Origin of the sequence: Breoghania sp. (assembly GCF_030066895.1) — a bacterium.
Lineage (GTDB): Bacteria > Pseudomonadota > Alphaproteobacteria > Rhizobiales > Stappiaceae > Breoghania.
In genome coordinates, this window is sequence record NZ_JASJAV010000003.1 from 280,868 (window position 1) to 295,650 (window position 14,783).

A 14,783-nucleotide genomic window follows, 5' to 3' on the forward strand; every position below is an offset into this window, starting at 1 on the left:
CGGCCGGGACCCATGACATGTGAGCTCGTCTTTCGGGATCCCGTTTGCTGTGTCTGAGGCGGATGGTCGTAAATGGGTGGATCGCTACGCTGGCCCGTCGAACGGGGTGATGTGTCCTTGCACACTATCCGGTTCGGTATCGTGGAGCCTGTCAACGAATGACGTTCGAGCAAGGGGCCGCTCGGGGCATTGCTCGTCTGCATGTTCGCCCTTTTCCTACTCGATCGCGTGCGCACGGAAGTCGTGTCTCTGGCCGGTTTCGGGGCGGGGGCGCTCCTCGATCTCGTGCCCGTGCCTGAGATCTTCTCCGGCCTGTCGGATCCTGCCTTCGTGACTGTTGTCGAGATGTTGTTGATCGTGATCGCGATTGGGCGCACCGCGCTTCCCGGGCGGCTATCGATGCTGCTTGCGGCAAGGCGTCTGTCGGAGCGCCAGGTCCTCGCGGTACTTTAACTGCTGCCGGCCGTGCTGTCCGTCTTCATGAACAATATCGGCGCGCTCGGGTTGATGATCCCGGTCGTGACGACGTCTGCCGCAACCTCCGGCTCTCGTCGCGCCAGATGTTGATACCCGTGCCCTTTTCCGCGCTTCTGGGCGATCTGTGTTCGTTGATTGGGACGCCCGCAAACTTGGTGGTCAGTCGGGAACTCGCCCGTGCTGCCGGTGCGGGGGTCGGCTTTTTCGACTTTGCTGTCGTCGGCGTGCCCGTCGCGTTGATCGGCATCGCGATCATCGTGCTTTGGTCACCGCGCGCCCTTTCAGGCGATGCTCCGGCCGATGGCTCCAGCGATGTGCGTGGTTGCGAGCCCGATGATCGCCCCCTCGTGGCGGAAGTGATCCTGCCCAAAGGCTCGCATCTGGTCGGCGTTCCGCTGGAGGATTGCGGCCTGTCCGTCCATGCGGCCATTCGTGAGGGCGTCCAACTCTTTATTGCAGGCGGCCGCAAGACGCTCGCAGTAGGAGACGTGCTCTATGCGGGCTTGCCGTCGGGACGGTTCGCCTCTGGGCTTGCCGATGGCGACTTTGCCCTGCCGGAGAGTGCCTCCGCCAATGATGGGGAAATTACCCGCCTCGTCATCATGCCCGAAAGCACGCTTGTTGAATCGCGGGTTGCCAGTATCGCCGGGCTGGAAGAGCGCGGGTTGGTGCCGGTTGTCGTCTCACCCCAGTCGCACCGCTTCGTGGGACGGTTCGCTGATATCCGCCTTTCCATCGGCGATGTGCTTCTGCTTTCCGGGGAGCGTGCGGCGGCGCGCGATTTTGCGGGCGAAAGCGATTGCCTCGTTCTTGCCGCCACGTCCGCCGTTGCCGACCCTGTTCCGGCCTCTGCCGCATCCCGGCTCGTGGTGCCGATATTCGTTGCGAGCATGGTGGCTGCGGTCTGGGGAGGGGGGGGTGCGCGGAGATCGCGTTCGGTGCCGTCGTTCTCGCCTATGCGGTCTGCGGTGTGCTCAATCTGCGAACCGCACTTTCCCGCCTCAACTGGCCGATCCTCATCATGCTGGCCGCGATGATCCCGCTGGGCTGGGCCGTCGACACAACCGGGGCCGCCCGACTGATGGCCGAAGCCCTACTGGCGTTAGGTCCGGGCGGAAGTGCGGTGGCAGGTGTCTCCGTCATTCTGCTTCTGGGGGTGATCATCACGCCCTTCGTCAACAACGCCGCCACCGCGCTGGTTCTGGCGCCAGTCGCTCTTGCCTTGTCGGCAGCGGGCAATCTGCCGCCCCAACCGTTCCTGATAGCGGTGGCGCTCGGTGCCTCGATCGATTTTCTCACGCCCTTCGGCCATCACAACAACACCCTGATCATGGGACTCGGGAACTATCGTTTCGCCGATTTTCTCAAGGCGGGCTGGCCGTTGATGTTGATGAGCATGATCCTGGGGCTGGCCGCCATCTCGATCCGCTGGCTTTAGGGAATTGTGGTTTGGTTGCGATCAAGCACCGTTTCTGAGGTCGGCTGTGAGGCGAGTGGGGGCATGATCGCGTGCCTGCCGGCTTCCCTTCAGCAGGTCGATCACGGCGATGCCGTTTGGATCGTCCGACCACGCGAATACCGAGATGTCGAGTGGGATGCAGCCGTGGACATGGGCAAAGCTCACCAGGCTTCCGCTGGCCACCAGCCGATAGGCGAGGGCATGCGGCGTCCAGCCGAAGCCAAGGCCTGACTTGATCATCTCCAGCACGCCGACTGAGAAGGCGGATTCGATCCTCGGCCCGGAAATGCCTTCTGCCGCGTTCTGGGCGGGGCCAAAGGCCTCCACCAACTGCCCGAAATGGCTATCGGCCGGGTAGGCGACATAGGGGATGTCCTTCGGAAGCTGGCCGTCTTCTCCGATCCGATAGCGCCATGATCCGCCGACGACGGGGATCAGCGTGTCCCTGCGCCAGACCGCGCGACCGACCCGTTCGTTGAAGGGCAGCGAGGGCATGTTGCGCGCCTCGTAGCACAGCAGCATGTCGGCATCTCCGCGCAAAAAGAGACCCAGGCAATCCTGCCGGTTCATCGTGCGAACGCGCCACAAAATCGGTCCTCATTCCGTGCTCAGCAGATTGTTCAGTTCAGAGAAGATGGCAATGCACAGCGCATGCTGCGTCGTGATCACCATCGATCTTTGCACCCGGTCGAAGTTTCGGATCTTCTGTCGCAGCGTATCAATGCGTCTCAACAACGAGCGGATTTCCTAGGAATTGAGCCGCAGGGCCTCTCCCATGGAGATCTGGTTAGGGTGGCGCTCGATCAGGTCCGGGCCGATCCATTCCTCGAAGGCGCGAATGCGCCGGGAGAAGGCCGGTTGAGTCACGTGGCGGCGTTCCGCGGCGCAGCTGAGGTTGCCCTCCTCAAGCAGGAGCAGCACGTCTTCCAGTAATTTTGAGTCCATGCGCCTTCTCCTCTTCGAAGCGGCCATACGGAAAGTATGAGTAGACTGAAAAATTTCGAATGTTCAAATATTCATTTGCGTCTCACGATGACTTCAAAACGCGAGGAGCCTGAGGAAATCGATGAGCGCGCTATCAGAGCAAGACATGACCCGACCCGCCAACAATGCGGAGATAATGGAACGCAGCAGAATTCTTCTGCGCTCCATCCAGGTTTTTCCCCGAGTCCTATTGGGGCACCTGCCGACACCGCTGGAACCGCTTGATCGTCTGAGCGAGGCGCTCGGCGGTCCGTGCATCTGGGTCAAGCGGGATCACTGCACCGGCCTTGCAAGCGGGGGCAACAAGACCCGCAAGCTCGAATTCCTGATTGCTGAAGCCTTGCAGCGGGAGGCCGATACGGTCATCACCCAGGGTGCGACGCAGTCCAACCATGTCCGCCAGACGGCGGCGGCGGCCGCGAAGTTCGGCCTGAAGTGCAAGGTTCTGCTGGAGGATCGCACCGGTTTTGCCGACGCCGGCTACAAGGAAAGCGGCAACGTTCTGCTTGACCGCTTCTTCGGCGCGGAAATTGTTGAAGTCCCTGGCAGCACCGACATGAATGTAGCCATGGAGGACGTGGCCGAAGCGACGAGCGAGGCGGGCGGCACGCCCTTACATCATCTCCGGTGACGACTCCAATCCGACTGGTGCGCTCGGCTATGTGAACTGTGCGCGCGAGTTCTTTGAGCAGGCAACGGAGGAAGATCTCCACATCGACATGATCCTGCATGCGAACGGCAGCTCCGGCACGCAGGCGGGACTCGTCACCGGGCTTGCGGCTCTGGGAATGGAGACGCTGCTCCTCGGCATTGGTGTCCGCGCCCCGCAGGAGAAGCAGGAAGGATGGTCTACGACCTCGCTTGCAGGACCATGGATCACCTCGGCACCGGGCAGACGATCCGCCGCGAGGCCGTGCGCGCCGATTGCTACTTCGTCGGCCAGGGTTACGGCCTGCCCACGCAGGGCATGTTGAACGCGGTGAAGATGCTGGCGGAACTCGAAGGGCTGCTGTTCGACCCAGTCTACTCGGGCAAAGGGCTCGACGGAATGATCACGCTCGTGCGCGAGGGGGCCCTCTCCGGCATGAACAACATCGTCTTCGTTCACACCGGCGGCTCCGCAGGCCTGTTCGGCTACCAGATCCAAACGGGTGACATATTCAAGTAAAAGTCTTGAAAACTCCGGTCGGAGAACCTGTCCGGCCTTCTCCCATAAAAACCAGAAGGAAACTCAGATGACGGTCTTCAAGAATGTTGGAAAGGCAGTGCTTGGCGCTGCCGCCATCGCCCTCATATCTGTCTCCGCGCAGGCTCAGGACTTCACGGGACATCTTGCCAAGATTGCCGAAAACGGGGTCATCACCCTCGGCTATCGCGACAGTTCCATTCCGTTCTCCTATCTTGACGAGAACCAGAAACCCGTCGGCTACACGATGGATATCTGCGCAAAGATCGTGGATGCGGTCGCCGAGAAGGTCGGCAAGGACCTCAAGGTGAATTACGTCCCGGTCAACCCCAAGACGCGCATGACGCTGATCGCCAACGGTACGATCGACATGACGTGCGGATCGGCGACGGACACGCTGGCGCGCGAGCAGAAGGTCGGCTTTCTGCCGACGATCTTCGTCACCGGCACCAAGCTTCTGGTGAAGGAAGGTTCCGGCATTTCCTCCATCGACGATCTGGAGGGAAAGTCGATCGCGTTGCCTCAGGGCACGACCAATGACAAGGCCATTCGCCATGAGATCGCCAAGCGCGGCCTCAACGTGAACATTCTGTCGGTCAGCAACCACGGCGAGGGCTTCCTGGCGCTGCAGACCGACCGTGTCGATGCCTATTCCACCGGCCACATCCTGCTGTTCCGCCTCAAGGCGAAGGCGAAGGCGAAGAAGCCCGACAACTACGCCGTCGTGGGCGATTTCCTGTCCTTCGATCCGTACGGGATCATGATCCCGCGTGACGATGACGACTTCCGCCTCATCGGCCGCATCGCTCTCGCCGATCTGGCGCGGTCCGGTTAGCTTGATACCCTATACGACAAGTGGTTCAAGCCGCTCGGCGTGGACAAGACCTCGCTGCTCGAGGCCGCTTTCCAGCTCGCCGCCCTTCCCAAATAGGCTGCCGCGATCGCTCTTCGACAATCGCCGCCGGGTCAACAAGTGCCCGGCGGTCGCCCTGTCGTCATTGGCCCCTAACCGGGTCGTGACGGGATCGGACAGCAATGAACTACAGATGGGACTGGTCTGTCCTCTTTCAGCCGCCCTATGCCGAATGGCTCGTCACCGGCACGCTGCTGACCTTTGACGTGGCGCTTGCGGCGTGGGTCATCGCGCTTGTCGTCGGCACGTTCGTCGGCGTCGGTCGCACGTTGCCGGTCAGGTCGGTTTCACTGCCCTGCACCGCCTATGTCGAACTCTTCCGGAACATTCCGCTCTTGGTGCAGATGTTCCTCTGGTACTTCGTTGTGCCGGAACTGTTGCCCCATGACTGGGGGTTGTGGATGAAGTGCGACATGCCCTATCCGGAATTCTCCACGGCGGTGGTGGTGCTCGGGCTCTTCTATACGGCAAGCCGCGTCGCAGAACAGTTACGCGCCGGTATCCAGTCCGTCGGTGAGGGGCTTGTTGCCGCGGCCTATGCCAACGGCTTTTCGACCTTTCAAGTCTACCGCTACATCCTGTTGCCGATCGCCGCGCGCACCGTCATTTCGCCAATGACTTCGGAATTCCTGACGATCTTCAAGAATTCGTCGCTCGCCCTGACCATCGGCGTGCTGGAATTGACCGCCCAGAGTTAGAAGGTCGCCGAATACACGTTCCACGGTTTCGAGGCCTACACCGCCGCCACCGTCATCTACGTGCTGATCGCGCTCGTGGTCGCCGCACTGATGCATATCCTGGAGAAGGCGAACCGCATTCCAGGTCTGATCGGCAGGGAGGGCTGAGGATGTCGGATTTCGATTTCGCGGTCATCGGCCAAAACCTGCCGTTTCTCGCAAAGGGCCTGGGACTCTCTCTGTGGCTCACCTTTCTGGTGGTCATCGGTGGCATGATCCTCGGCGCCGGACTGGCCCTGATGCGGCTGTCCTCTTTCACCCTCTTCGAGGCAGCCTACTATGCGGAGATCCTGCGCGCCGGCATCCAGTCCGTGCGGTCGGGACAGGTACAGGCCGGAAAGGCCTCGGGTCTGAACTACTGGCAGATCCAGCGCTACATCGTCCTGCCGCAGGCCTTCCGCAACATGATCCCGATCCTGCTCACCCAGCGCATCGTCCTTTTCCAGGATACGAGCCTCGTCTTCGTCGTCAGCCTGCGCGACTTCATGACGTCAGCCTCCATCGTTGCGCGAACGGAAGGTTGTCTCGTCGAGATGTATGTGTTCGTAGCCGCGGTCTACTTCGTCCTCTGCTTCTCCGGTTCCTTCGCCGTTCGCCGTCTCCAGAAAGGTCGTTCCCGATGAGTGAAATCAAAGCCATCGACAAGTGGTACGGCACGTTCCAGGTGCTAAAGGGGTGCATGACGACCGTTGATCATGGCGAGGTGGTGGTCGTGTGCGGTCCTTCCGGGTCCGGCAAGTCGATGCTGATCAAGTGCGTCAACGGTCTGGAAGGCGTCAGCGGCGGCTCCATCCGGGTCGAGGGGCTTGAGGTGACGGACCGCAGCACCAATCTCGTGAAGCTCAGAACGAAGATCGGCATGGTCTTCCAGCATTTCGAGCTCTATCCGCACATGAGCGTGCGCGAGAACCTGTGTCTGGCTTCCAATGAAGGTGCTCGGACGCTCCCGCGAGGAGGCCGACGAGAAGGCGAAGGCGCTTCTGGAGCGCGTCGGTCTGACTGCACAGATCGACAAATTCCCCGCGCAGCTTTCCGGCGGTCAGCAGCAGCGTGTCGCCATATGCCGAGCGCTTGCGATGGATCCGACCGCGATGCTGTTCGACGAACCTACCTCAGCGCTTGATCCGGAAATGATCAACGAGGTGCTCAACGTCATGGTCGAACTTGCGAAGGAAGGCATGACGATGATGGTCGTCACCCACGAAATGGGCTTCGCCCGGCGGGTTGCGGATCGCGTGGTCTTCATGGATGCGGAACAGATCGTCGAGGACCGTCCGACGGACACGTTCTTCTCCGCACCCGAAAGCGAACGTGCCCGGGATTTTCTGTCAAAAATCGTATCGCATTGAACTCAGGTGGGCCCTACGCCAACGCGCTCTTTGCGTGTGCGTTGGGAACGCTCCGTGCCACTGACACCCCGGTTCGCGCGGGAAGCCGGCAGGTCCGGGCGCTTATTGCTTAAGATGTGTCGCGCAGGACCATGACGCCGCTGCCGACAATGATCGCGCTGCCCAGAAGCGAGAGAGCGTCCGGGCGTTCCCCCAGAATGAAGATGCCCAGAATGAGTGCGAAAAGCAGACGGGAATAGCGGCAGGGAGAGACGGAAGCGATGCGCCCCGTCCTCATGGCAAGGGTGAGGCCGCAATAGGTGAACCCGCCGAAGACGAGGGCGCAGCTCAGGAAGAGCCAGGTGGAAACCATCGGCCATGCGGCACCGCCCGAAATGGCGAACAGGACCAGACCGGCCAGGGTCAGCATCGAAAAGCCGAGGACCCCGATCTGGGCCGTCGACATGGAGACGGGAGCGGCGCACGTCGCGAGATCGCATCCGGCGAAACCGATGGTTCCCAGAACCGCGAAGATCGCGCTTGCGCGAAATCTCTCGAGCCCGGGTCGAAGGATAAGCAGCACGCCGACAAAGCCTGCGAGGATCGACAGCCATTTGCGGGCCGTGACGTGTTCGGAAAAGAACTGGACTGCCCCGAGCGCCACGATCGCGGGCGTTGCCTGAAGAATGGCCGATGCATTGGAAAGAGGCGTCAGCGCCAGGGCATAGAACAGCCTGCCGCTGATTTCGCACAGGGATCGCAGGTCCATGGCTTTCGAGAAAATGGTGGGATGCAGGGTCCGTTCGTCTCGGTGACGGGCATAAAGGACAAAACACAGCGTTCCGGCAAGGCCGTAGATGACGACGGCCTGACCGACGGGAATATCCTTGGCCGCCTGCTTGACCGACAGATCCTCGAGAGCGAAAGCCCCCATTGCCAGCGTCATGAAGAAGGCCCCGCGTGCCTCCGCTGAAATGTGCCCGGGAAGGGGCGGGATGCGCGGAAGGGATAGGGGCACCTGGGATCTCTGATCTTGTTACGAAATGCCGTTGGGTCGAGGCCTGGCTGGTATCTACGAGCTGCATGAAAAAGTAAAGGCAAGCGTTTTGCGCGGCAGATCCGCCACTTTGGGAAGCATGGCGTGGAGCATGGGCGTCACTATCTTCCGGTTTTCTGATCTACAATTGGCCGCCTGCGCTGCGTTACACTCCTATCTGTGCCACGCCTTTATGAGGATGCGGGCCACTTTCAGCATGCGTGCCCGCGCCGCGCGGCGTTCCTCGTCGTCCGGCAGGCGCGCGTCGAGCACGACTTCCAGCTGCGCGCGGGCCTCCTGTTGTGTCACCCCGCCCAGGCTCAGCCCGCAGCGCAGCCAGATGCCGTCGATTGCCGTGGTCAGGAGGTCCGACATCAGGGCCGCATCCTCATCGGGCAGAATGCTGCGCAAGGGGCCGATCAGGTTCGAGCGCATTCTGGCGTAGATAACCGTTTGAATCCGTTGGTAGGCAGGCACATGGGGCACGCCGGCACACAGCGCGATCCAGGCATGTGCCACTTCGGGGCGAAACGAGGTCGGAGAGAGGTTCGTTTCAACCACGGTGTAGACACGTTCCAACGGTGTCCGGGCCTCGCCCAGAAGCAGCACGGCTTCGTGCAGAAGCCTCCGTATTGGCATGGCGCAGCGCGGCCGCCAGCAAGGGCTTCCTTGCTCTTGAAATAGTGCAGCACATTCGCCTTCGAGGCGCTGGCCCCTTCGGCCACGCGCGCCAGCGAGGTGCTCTGGTTCCCGTAGCGCATCAGCGCACGGTAGGCCGCAGCGGCATATCCCGCACGTCTTAGTTCGGAGATATTTCTTCGCCCCATTCTGGCGCTCCCGTCTGCACGATCCGTCCGAAGGACGTCGCCGCCTTTGATTGACTCGGCGATCAATCTATTCATAGTTTGGTTTATGAACCGATCGGTCAATAAACAAACCAACTAGATCAAAAACCGTTATGAAAAAGCTTCTTGTCGCCGCGGGTCTGCTCGCGATCTCCACAGTTCTACCTGCCCATGCCGATTGTTTCCGCGTACGTCTTGCCGAGCCCGACTGGACCGACCTGGCGCTGACCACAGCGGTCACGCAGGTTCTGCTGGAAGACATGGGTCACAAGGCCGACACCAGGTATCCTGGGTATTTCCGTAATTTACGAGTCGATGAAAAACGGCGATCTCGACGTCTTCATGGGCTATTGGGATCCCGCGATGCAGTCCTATTTTGCACCCTACCGCAAGAGCGGCGCGGTGGAGACGATCCATACCAATCTCGAAGGGGCGAAGTTCACCTGGGTCGTTCCGTCCTACGTCTACGACGCGGGCATGCACTCCTTTGCGGACCTGGCGGCGCATGCCGACAAATTCGGCAAGAAGATCTATGGCATCGAGCCGGGGTCAAACGAGATCATGCTCGGTATCGTCAAGAAGGGCGATTTCGGGCTGGGCGACTGGAAGGTCGTGGAAAGCTCCGAACAGGGTATGCTGTCCTAGGTTGCCCGCGAGGTCCGGCGCAAGAAGTGGATCGTCTTCCTTGGTTGGGCGCCGCATCCGATGAACACCAAGTTCGATCTCAAGTATCTCAAGGGGGGCGATGCCTACTACGGCCCCGACTTCGGTGGTGCGACTGTCTCGACCCAGGTGCGCAAGGGCTATCTGGCTGAATGCCCTCAGGTCGGCAAGCTGCTGAAGCAGTTGACCTTCAATGTCGACATAGAAAGCGAGGGCATGGGCTATATCCTTGACGACGGCATGAGTGGGAAAGAGGCGGTGCGCAAGCTCCTCGCAAATCCTCCTGAAATGCTGGATGCCTGGCTTGACGGCGTCACCACCGTGGACGGCAGCCCGGCGCTGCCCGCAGTCAAGGCGGATCTGGGACTTTGACGGGATCTGCGGCAACGCCGGACCGGTTTGCGGATCTGAACGGGCTTCGGATCTGCTACCGGCAGGACGGTTCACCGAAGGCCCCCGCGGTATTTCTAATTGCGGGGCTCGGCATGCAGCTGATCGAATGGCCGCAAGAGCTTGTCGATGGTCTTGCGAAGAATTTCCGGGTGATCCGGCTGGACAACCGTGACAGTGGCCTGTCCGCACGATGCGGCGGCCCGTTCTCCGAAATACCGCCGGGTTTCGAGTGGTCCGGCAGCGCAAAAGGGCTGGCCGCCTACGGCCGGATCGATATGGCGGATGATGTGCTGGCTCTGGCCGACCATTTGGAGATCCCACAGTTCACCTGCATCGGCTTTTCCATGGGCGGCATGATCGTGCAGCTGCTCGCCACGCGCGCTCCGGAAAGAATGACCCGTTTTGCCTCCCTGTCCAGCACCGGAGGGGATGCCACGGTTACGGCGAACGACGCTTCATTGCGGCTGATCGAGCGTTTCTTTCTGCTGTTTCCGTCAGAGGCTGATGCGATCGAGGCCATTCGCGAAAGCAACTGTCATTTCTCGGTCGGCTTGATGCCTTTGCACGGCCCCGAGAACCACCAGTTTGCCAAGGCCCTGTCTGACCGCGCAGCGGACGATGGCGGCTACCTCCGGGATACATTCGCCATTACGACCTCCCCTCCTTGGAGGGATAAGCTGGCAGGCAAGGAGATCCCCGCGCTCTTCATGCATGGTGGCAGTGACCTGAGCATCGACGTGGCCTCTGCCCAAAGCCTGGCAAACGACATGCCCCGGGCGACCCTCAGGATCAACCCCGGCTTCGGGCACTGGATCGATGGCGAAACATGTCGCCAAGCGCTGGACTGGCTGCAAAACAGCGCCCCGCGCGAGATGCATTGAGCGCCACGGTTCATTCACCCAAGGTCCCCAGCATGTGTCGATCCGGAATGCCGGTAAACTGCTGCTGGGGGCCATCGCCGCGTCGGACAGTCTGCATGGGGGATGCGGCAGCTAGCGCCGTCCGTGGGCTTGAGCGGTATGGCCCGCTTCGCCATTTATCGCCGAGCGTCACCCGCTCGATGCGAATGAGGCATCTGCCTAGGCACAGGTTTTCCTGCCCATTAGGCGAAGGGAGACGAACTGACATCCAAATTGGTGGCCGGTGGGAGAAGGCATTTCTGCAGCAAGTTTTGCAGACGGATCTGATTTTTTTGAACTGTTCCCAGTCCCCCGGACGTCTTGTGCTTTCAAGGTCTGTTGCCGTTCGACTTCAATGGGCGACAGCTGCGCATTCCTGACATGCCTGCGCAGGATCTCTTCGCCCTGTCATGACCCCCTTGCCTCAAAATGTGCGGAGAAGGCATCTGCGATGCCTGAGGCCGTTCGCGTTGCATGTTCCCCAATTTACATTCTATTTCAAATAGACATTTGAAAACAGTTATATAGCGGGCCGGGTGCGCCTTTGAGAGTGGCAACCATTCAAATAACGACTTGACATGTCAGTGGAATACCATTGGCATACCAAGCATGAGTGCATTGAACGAACTCCAGCGAGAAACCGCATATCGTCGGATCCTCGACCTCATCAGGAGTGGGGAATTGGCTCCGGAAAAGCCCGTTTCCGAATGAGGACTATCCAGTCAACTCGGGATTGGGCGCATGCCGATCCGGGAGGCGATGCGCGATCTGGCTCGGGACGGATTGCTCACGATTGTCCCCCTACGCGGGACGACGGTCTGTTCGATAACGACGGATCAGATCCACGAACTCTTCGACTTGCGGCAGGCTATCGAGTGTCTGGCGGCACAGCGAGCCACCGAAAACGGGCCAACGCCGGAACTGCTCGTCTACCGGGACCTGATGGAGCAATCGCGCCAGCCGGAAGCCGAGATGGAGTGGGACAACAACTACAATACGGGTCACGAATTCCACATCGAACTGGTCCGAGCAAGCGGCAATGCCTTGCTGCTGGACATCTATCTGCCATTGCGGGCGCGCTACAACATCCTGACAAGGCTCGCGCGCTTCTATGACAAGGAATGGATCCTGAAGACGGTCGATGACCATCTGGCGATCCTTCAGGCGGTCATCGACCGAGACCCCGAGAGAGCGCACCGCGAGATGAGCGAGCATCTCGAACGCAGCTACCAATCCAAGTTGAAAATTGTTGGTGCGACCCGTCGCACGGCAAGCTTTGCGGGCGCGGCATCGGTCATCCCGCCAAAACCGCGCCAATAAGCGGCAATCAAGAACAAATAAATTCCCACCAACTGGAGTATCAGTATGTCCGGAAATACCTTTGCCCGAGGCAAGCTAGCCGCCTTGGCAATAGCGTTCACAACAATAGCTGCAACAACCCCATCCCACGCCCAGGAAACCTCCACACTCGATACCGTCAAAAGCAAGGGCGTTGTCGCCTGCGCCGGCAATGGCGGGCGCCAGGGCATGTCGATGATCGACAGCCAGGGCAATTGGGTTGGTCTCGACGTGTCGATAGCTGCAAGGCGGGCGCTGCGGCTGTCTTGGGCGACGCCTCCAAGATTTCCATGGTCAAGGCAACCACTCAGACGCGGTTTTCGCTGCTGCAGACCGGCGAAGTCGATATTGTCACAGCCAATGCCACCTGGACGCTGTCGCGCGATGCCGAACTGGGCCTCGATGCCACCGTCACCACCTTCTATGATGGACAGGGTTTCATGGTTCCGAAGTCCCTCGGCGTCACCAAGGTGAGTGAACTGGATGGCGCAGACCTGTGCGTTCCCCCGGATCCAACTCCGAACAGGTCACCGCCGACGTCGCCCAGAAGGAAGGCATCACCTTCAACCCGATCGTGATCGAGGATCAGGCCGAACTCCAGCGCGCCTTCTTCAATGGCCGCTGCGACGTGCATATCCTGTCGACCTCCGACTTGGCGGCCGTTCGCGCCAGCTTGGCCGACAATCCGGACGATTGGGTGATCCTGCCGGGTGTTTACGGCAAGGACCCGATGGGCTCCTTCGTCCGGCAGGGTGACACTCAGTGGCGCGATATTGTCGACTGGGCCATCTACGCGATGATCGGGGCAGAAGAGAAGGGTATCACTTCGAAGAATGTTGACGAGATGCTCAAGAGTTCGGATCCCGAAGTCCAGAAGATGCTCGGCGTGGGAACGGATCTCGGTTCAAAACTGGGCCTGGATGCCAAGTGGGCCTACCGCATCATCAAGCAGGTCGGCAATTACGGCGAGGTCTATGATCGCAATTTCGGCATGGGCCCTCCGCTCAAGCTGCCGAGGGGCCTTGACGCGCTCTACACCGATAGCGGGCTGATGTACACCCCGCCCTTCAAGTAAGCACCAAGGTCATCGATTCCGCCTCGGCGATCTCGTCGAGGCGGATCTCATACCAATTGTCTACCTCCTACCGCTCCTAAATCAGCGAAGCTCGAGAGAGAAAGCAACAGCCGATGCAGTGCTCAAAATTGCTGCTCGTTGCGAGGAATTCCATGTTCTGACGAAATCAAAAGGTCCTGAATTGGGCCGCGCAAATATTTGTGCTGGTCGTGATCGGTGGAGGCATCCTTTTCTTCACCGCCAATGCGCAAAACGCCTTGCACGAGCGAGGGATCTCGACCGGTTTTGCATTTCTCGAGGACCGCTCCGGGTTTGAAATCAGCGTGGGCATGATCGCCCATGACCCTGATGACAGCTATTTCAATGCCCTTCTCGCCGGAGCGTCCAACACCCTTACGATTTCCATCATCAGTATCGTCGGGGCATCGATCTTCGGGCTGTTTCTCGGGATTTGCCGCCTATCCTCCAATCGTCTGGTTTCCGGCCTGTCCGGCAACCTACGTGGATCTGTTCCGAAACACGCCGCAATTGCTGCAGATCATCATGTGGTACTTGCTGCTGACCCTGTTGACTTCGCCGCGAAATGCGCTGGCTTTCGTACCAGGCCACATGTATCTGTCCAACCGCGGGTTGAACCTTCCAACTCTTGCCAACGGCTTTCCCCTTCCCGCCGCCTGTGCCGTTGTGGTCATCGCCGGATTTGCCGCTCTCTGGTTGGCCTCTCGCTGTCTGGAGTGGCGATTTCGGCGGGTCGGCAAGCAGGTAAATCGGGGCTTGTTTCTGCCGCTTGCCTTCGTGGCAGGCGCGGTCATCGACTGGCTCATCGTCGGCGCGCCCACATCTTTGGTGTCGCCCGAACTCAGAGGGTTCAAGTACCGTGGCGGCCAGACATTGTCGCCCGAGTTTCTTGCCCTCTTCTTCGGTTTGACGCTCTACATCGGTGCGTTTATCGCAGAGATCGTGCGGGCCGGACTTCAATCCGTGCCGAAGGGCCAGCTTGAAGCCGCCGATTCCATTCCCTTGTCGCGCTACAATCGCTTTGGGCTCGTCGTTCTGCCTCAGGCATTGCGCGTCGTCATCCCGCCGGCGATGGCCCAATATGTCAGCTTGCTGAAAAACAGCTCTCTTGGCGTCGCGGTCGGCTATTCCGAACTTTTCAATGTATCCAACACCACCACAACATTGTCCGGCCAGGTTCTTGAATGCGTGGTGCTCATGGCAGTGTTATACCTTGCGATCTCCCTCGTCATGAATTTCTACAATCGCCTCGTGCAGATAAAGGAGCGTTGATCCAGATGACCACTCCTCCTGTCTCGCATGTCTCGGTCCGCAAGCCAACCGAGCGCCCCGCGCCGGTCATGACCTCCGGTCCCCTTGCACGGGGGTGATTGCAGCGTTCTTTTCGACGCCGCTCAATGCGCTTGTCACGATCCTCATTTTCTTCGGCATC

19 protein-coding genes and 3 pseudogenes are annotated in these 14,783 nt (G+C 60.1%); 16 read left to right on the forward strand and 6 right to left on the reverse strand.

Annotated elements, in window-relative coordinates; genetic code table 11:
• The first annotated feature begins 201 nt into the window (after nt 1–201).
• The 3 genes from QNJ43_RS06750 (at nt 202) to QNJ43_RS06760 (ending at nt 1,915) form a co-directional block, all read left to right on the forward strand.
• Complete coding sequence (locus tag QNJ43_RS06750; protein WP_300468423.1) at nt 202–453, forward strand: hypothetical protein; 252 nt, start codon at nt 202–204, stop codon at nt 451–453.
• Nucleotides 454–560: 107 nt separating this feature from the next.
• Complete coding sequence (locus QNJ43_RS06755; protein WP_300468424.1) at nt 561–1,514, forward strand: SLC13 family permease; 954 nt, start codon at nt 561–563, stop codon at nt 1,512–1,514.
• Nucleotides 1,448–1,915: an SLC13 family permease gene (locus tag QNJ43_RS06760; RefSeq protein ID WP_300468426.1), complete on the forward strand. Its 468-nt coding sequence runs from the start codon at nt 1,448–1,450 to the stop codon at nt 1,913–1,915. The genes QNJ43_RS06755 and QNJ43_RS06760 overlap by 67 nt, the downstream gene beginning before the upstream one ends.
• Nucleotides 1,916–1,936: 21 nt before the next feature.
• Here QNJ43_RS06760 and QNJ43_RS06765 read toward each other — a convergent pair whose 3' ends face one another.
• The 3 genes from QNJ43_RS06765 to QNJ43_RS06775 form a co-directional block, all read right to left on the reverse strand.
• The gene (locus QNJ43_RS06765) at nt 1,937–2,458 is read right to left on the reverse strand and encodes a hypothetical protein (protein WP_300468428.1); all 522 of its coding nucleotides are present in this window, start codon (nt 2,456–2,458) and stop codon (nt 1,937–1,939) included.
• Between the two features lie 75 nt (nt 2,459–2,533).
• Complete coding sequence (locus QNJ43_RS06770) at nt 2,534–2,671, reverse strand: hypothetical protein (protein WP_300468430.1); 138 nt, start codon at nt 2,669–2,671, stop codon at nt 2,534–2,536.
• Nucleotides 2,672–2,683: 12 nt separating this feature from the next.
• Nucleotides 2,684–2,881: a LysR family transcriptional regulator gene (locus QNJ43_RS06775; RefSeq protein WP_300468432.1), complete on the reverse strand. Its 198-nt coding sequence runs from the start codon at nt 2,879–2,881 to the stop codon at nt 2,684–2,686.
• A 175-nt stretch (nt 2,882–3,056) separates the two neighbouring features.
• Between QNJ43_RS06775 and QNJ43_RS06780 the strand changes: the two genes are divergently transcribed.
• The 6 genes and pseudogenes from QNJ43_RS06780 (at nt 3,057) to QNJ43_RS06805 (ending at nt 7,105) form a co-directional block, all read left to right on the forward strand.
• Entirely contained in the window at nt 3,057–3,551 is a 495-nt protein-coding gene (locus tag QNJ43_RS06780) for a pyridoxal-phosphate dependent enzyme (RefSeq protein ID WP_300468434.1), read from the forward strand.
• A 213-nt stretch (nt 3,552–3,764) separates the two neighbouring features.
• On the forward strand, nt 3,765–4,088 hold the full coding sequence (locus QNJ43_RS06785) for a pyridoxal-phosphate dependent enzyme (RefSeq protein ID WP_300468436.1): 324 nt from the start codon (nt 3,765–3,767) through the stop codon (nt 4,086–4,088).
• Nucleotides 4,089–4,155: 67 nt separating this feature from the next.
• The gene (locus tag QNJ43_RS06790; protein ID WP_300468438.1) at nt 4,156–4,941 is read left to right on the forward strand and encodes an amino acid ABC transporter substrate-binding protein; all 786 of its coding nucleotides are present in this window, start codon (nt 4,156–4,158) and stop codon (nt 4,939–4,941) included.
• 200 nt (nt 4,942–5,141) lie between these two features.
• Nucleotides 5,142–5,717: an amino acid ABC transporter permease gene (locus tag QNJ43_RS06795; protein WP_346432890.1), complete on the forward strand. Its 576-nt coding sequence runs from the start codon at nt 5,142–5,144 to the stop codon at nt 5,715–5,717.
• A 149-nt stretch (nt 5,718–5,866) separates the two neighbouring features.
• Entirely contained in the window at nt 5,867–6,379 is a 513-nt protein-coding gene (locus tag QNJ43_RS06800) for an amino acid ABC transporter permease (protein ID WP_300468440.1), read from the forward strand.
• A pseudogene (locus QNJ43_RS06805) lies at nt 6,376–7,105 on the forward strand (amino acid ABC transporter ATP-binding protein). The gene QNJ43_RS06800 and the pseudogene QNJ43_RS06805 overlap by 4 nt, the downstream one beginning before the upstream one ends.
• A gap of 109 nt (nt 7,106–7,214) precedes the next feature.
• Here QNJ43_RS06805 and QNJ43_RS06810 read toward each other — a convergent pair.
• Nucleotides 7,215–8,102, reverse strand: coding sequence for a DMT family transporter (locus QNJ43_RS06810; RefSeq protein ID WP_346432891.1), 888 nt, complete (start codon nt 8,100–8,102; stop codon nt 7,215–7,217).
• Between the two features lie 192 nt (nt 8,103–8,294).
• The gene (locus QNJ43_RS06815; protein ID WP_300468444.1) at nt 8,295–8,729 is read right to left on the reverse strand and encodes a TetR family transcriptional regulator C-terminal domain-containing protein; all 435 of its coding nucleotides are present in this window, start codon (nt 8,727–8,729) and stop codon (nt 8,295–8,297) included.
• Between the two features lie 578 nt (nt 8,730–9,307).
• Here QNJ43_RS06815 and QNJ43_RS06820 point away from each other — a divergent pair.
• The 6 genes and pseudogenes from QNJ43_RS06820 (at nt 9,308) to QNJ43_RS06845 (ending at nt 13,333) form a co-directional block, all read left to right on the forward strand.
• Nucleotides 9,308–10,000 (forward strand): annotated as a pseudogene (locus tag QNJ43_RS06820) (glycine betaine ABC transporter substrate-binding protein).
• Nucleotides 9,997–10,902 (forward strand): alpha/beta hydrolase, encoded by a 906-nt coding sequence (locus QNJ43_RS06825; protein WP_300468447.1) that lies wholly within the window; start codon nt 9,997–9,999, stop codon nt 10,900–10,902. Before QNJ43_RS06820 ends, QNJ43_RS06825 begins: the two are co-directional and overlap by 4 nt.
• 744 nt (nt 10,903–11,646) lie before the next feature.
• Nucleotides 11,647–11,727 (forward strand): annotated as a pseudogene (locus QNJ43_RS06830) (GntR family transcriptional regulator); the annotation flags it as partial.
• 51 nt (nt 11,728–11,778) lie between these two features.
• Nucleotides 11,779–12,240, forward strand: a complete 462-nt coding sequence (locus QNJ43_RS06835; RefSeq protein WP_300468577.1) for an FCD domain-containing protein — start codon at nt 11,779–11,781, stop codon at nt 12,238–12,240.
• A 284-nt stretch (nt 12,241–12,524) separates the two neighbouring features.
• Nucleotides 12,525–12,836, forward strand: coding sequence for a transporter substrate-binding domain-containing protein (locus QNJ43_RS06840; RefSeq protein WP_300468448.1), 312 nt, complete (start codon nt 12,525–12,527; stop codon nt 12,834–12,836).
• Nucleotides 12,755–13,333 (forward strand): hypothetical protein, encoded by a 579-nt coding sequence (locus QNJ43_RS06845; protein WP_300468449.1) that lies wholly within the window; start codon nt 12,755–12,757, stop codon nt 13,331–13,333. The genes QNJ43_RS06840 and QNJ43_RS06845 overlap by 82 nt, the downstream gene beginning before the upstream one ends.
• 122 nt (nt 13,334–13,455) lie before the next feature.
• Here QNJ43_RS06845 and QNJ43_RS06850 read toward each other — a convergent pair whose 3' ends face one another.
• Complete coding sequence (locus QNJ43_RS06850) at nt 13,456–13,674, reverse strand: hypothetical protein (RefSeq protein ID WP_300468451.1); 219 nt, start codon at nt 13,672–13,674, stop codon at nt 13,456–13,458.
• On the opposite strand from QNJ43_RS06850, the gene QNJ43_RS06855 reads away from it, so the two are divergent.
• Nucleotides 13,673–14,623, forward strand: a complete 951-nt coding sequence (locus tag QNJ43_RS06855) for an ABC transporter permease subunit (protein ID WP_300468453.1) — start codon at nt 13,673–13,675, stop codon at nt 14,621–14,623. The genes QNJ43_RS06850 and QNJ43_RS06855 overlap by 2 nt on opposite strands.
• Nucleotides 14,624–14,783: the final 160 nt, after the last annotated feature.

Coding starts and splice junctions, on each gene's coding strand:
- QNJ43_RS06750 (WP_300468423.1), top strand. CDS start 202: ATGTTCGCCCTTTTCCTACTCGATCGCGTGCGCACGGAAGTCGTGTCT.
- QNJ43_RS06755 (WP_300468424.1), top strand. CDS start 561: ATGTTGATACCCGTGCCCTTTTCCGCGCTTCTGGGCGATCTGTGTTCG.
- QNJ43_RS06765 (WP_300468428.1), bottom strand. CDS start 2,458: ATGCTGCTGTGCTACGAGGCGCGCAACATGCCCTCGCTGCCCTTCAAC.
- QNJ43_RS06775 (WP_300468432.1), bottom strand. CDS start 2,881: ATGGACTCAAAATTACTGGAAGACGTGCTGCTCCTGCTTGAGGAGGGC.
- QNJ43_RS06780 (WP_300468434.1), top strand. CDS start 3,057: ATGGAACGCAGCAGAATTCTTCTGCGCTCCATCCAGGTTTTTCCCCGA.
- QNJ43_RS06785 (WP_300468436.1), top strand. CDS start 3,765: ATGGTCTACGACCTCGCTTGCAGGACCATGGATCACCTCGGCACCGGG.
- QNJ43_RS06790 (WP_300468438.1), top strand. CDS start 4,156: ATGACGGTCTTCAAGAATGTTGGAAAGGCAGTGCTTGGCGCTGCCGCC.
- QNJ43_RS06795 (WP_346432890.1), top strand. CDS start 5,142: ATGAACTACAGATGGGACTGGTCTGTCCTCTTTCAGCCGCCCTATGCC.
- QNJ43_RS06800 (WP_300468440.1), top strand. CDS start 5,867: ATGTCGGATTTCGATTTCGCGGTCATCGGCCAAAACCTGCCGTTTCTC.
- QNJ43_RS06855 (WP_300468453.1), top strand. CDS start 13,673: ATGACCCTGATGACAGCTATTTCAATGCCCTTCTCGCCGGAGCGTCCA.
- QNJ43_RS06850 (WP_300468451.1), bottom strand. CDS start 13,674: ATGGGCGATCATGCCCACGCTGATTTCAAACCCGGAGCGGTCCTCGAG.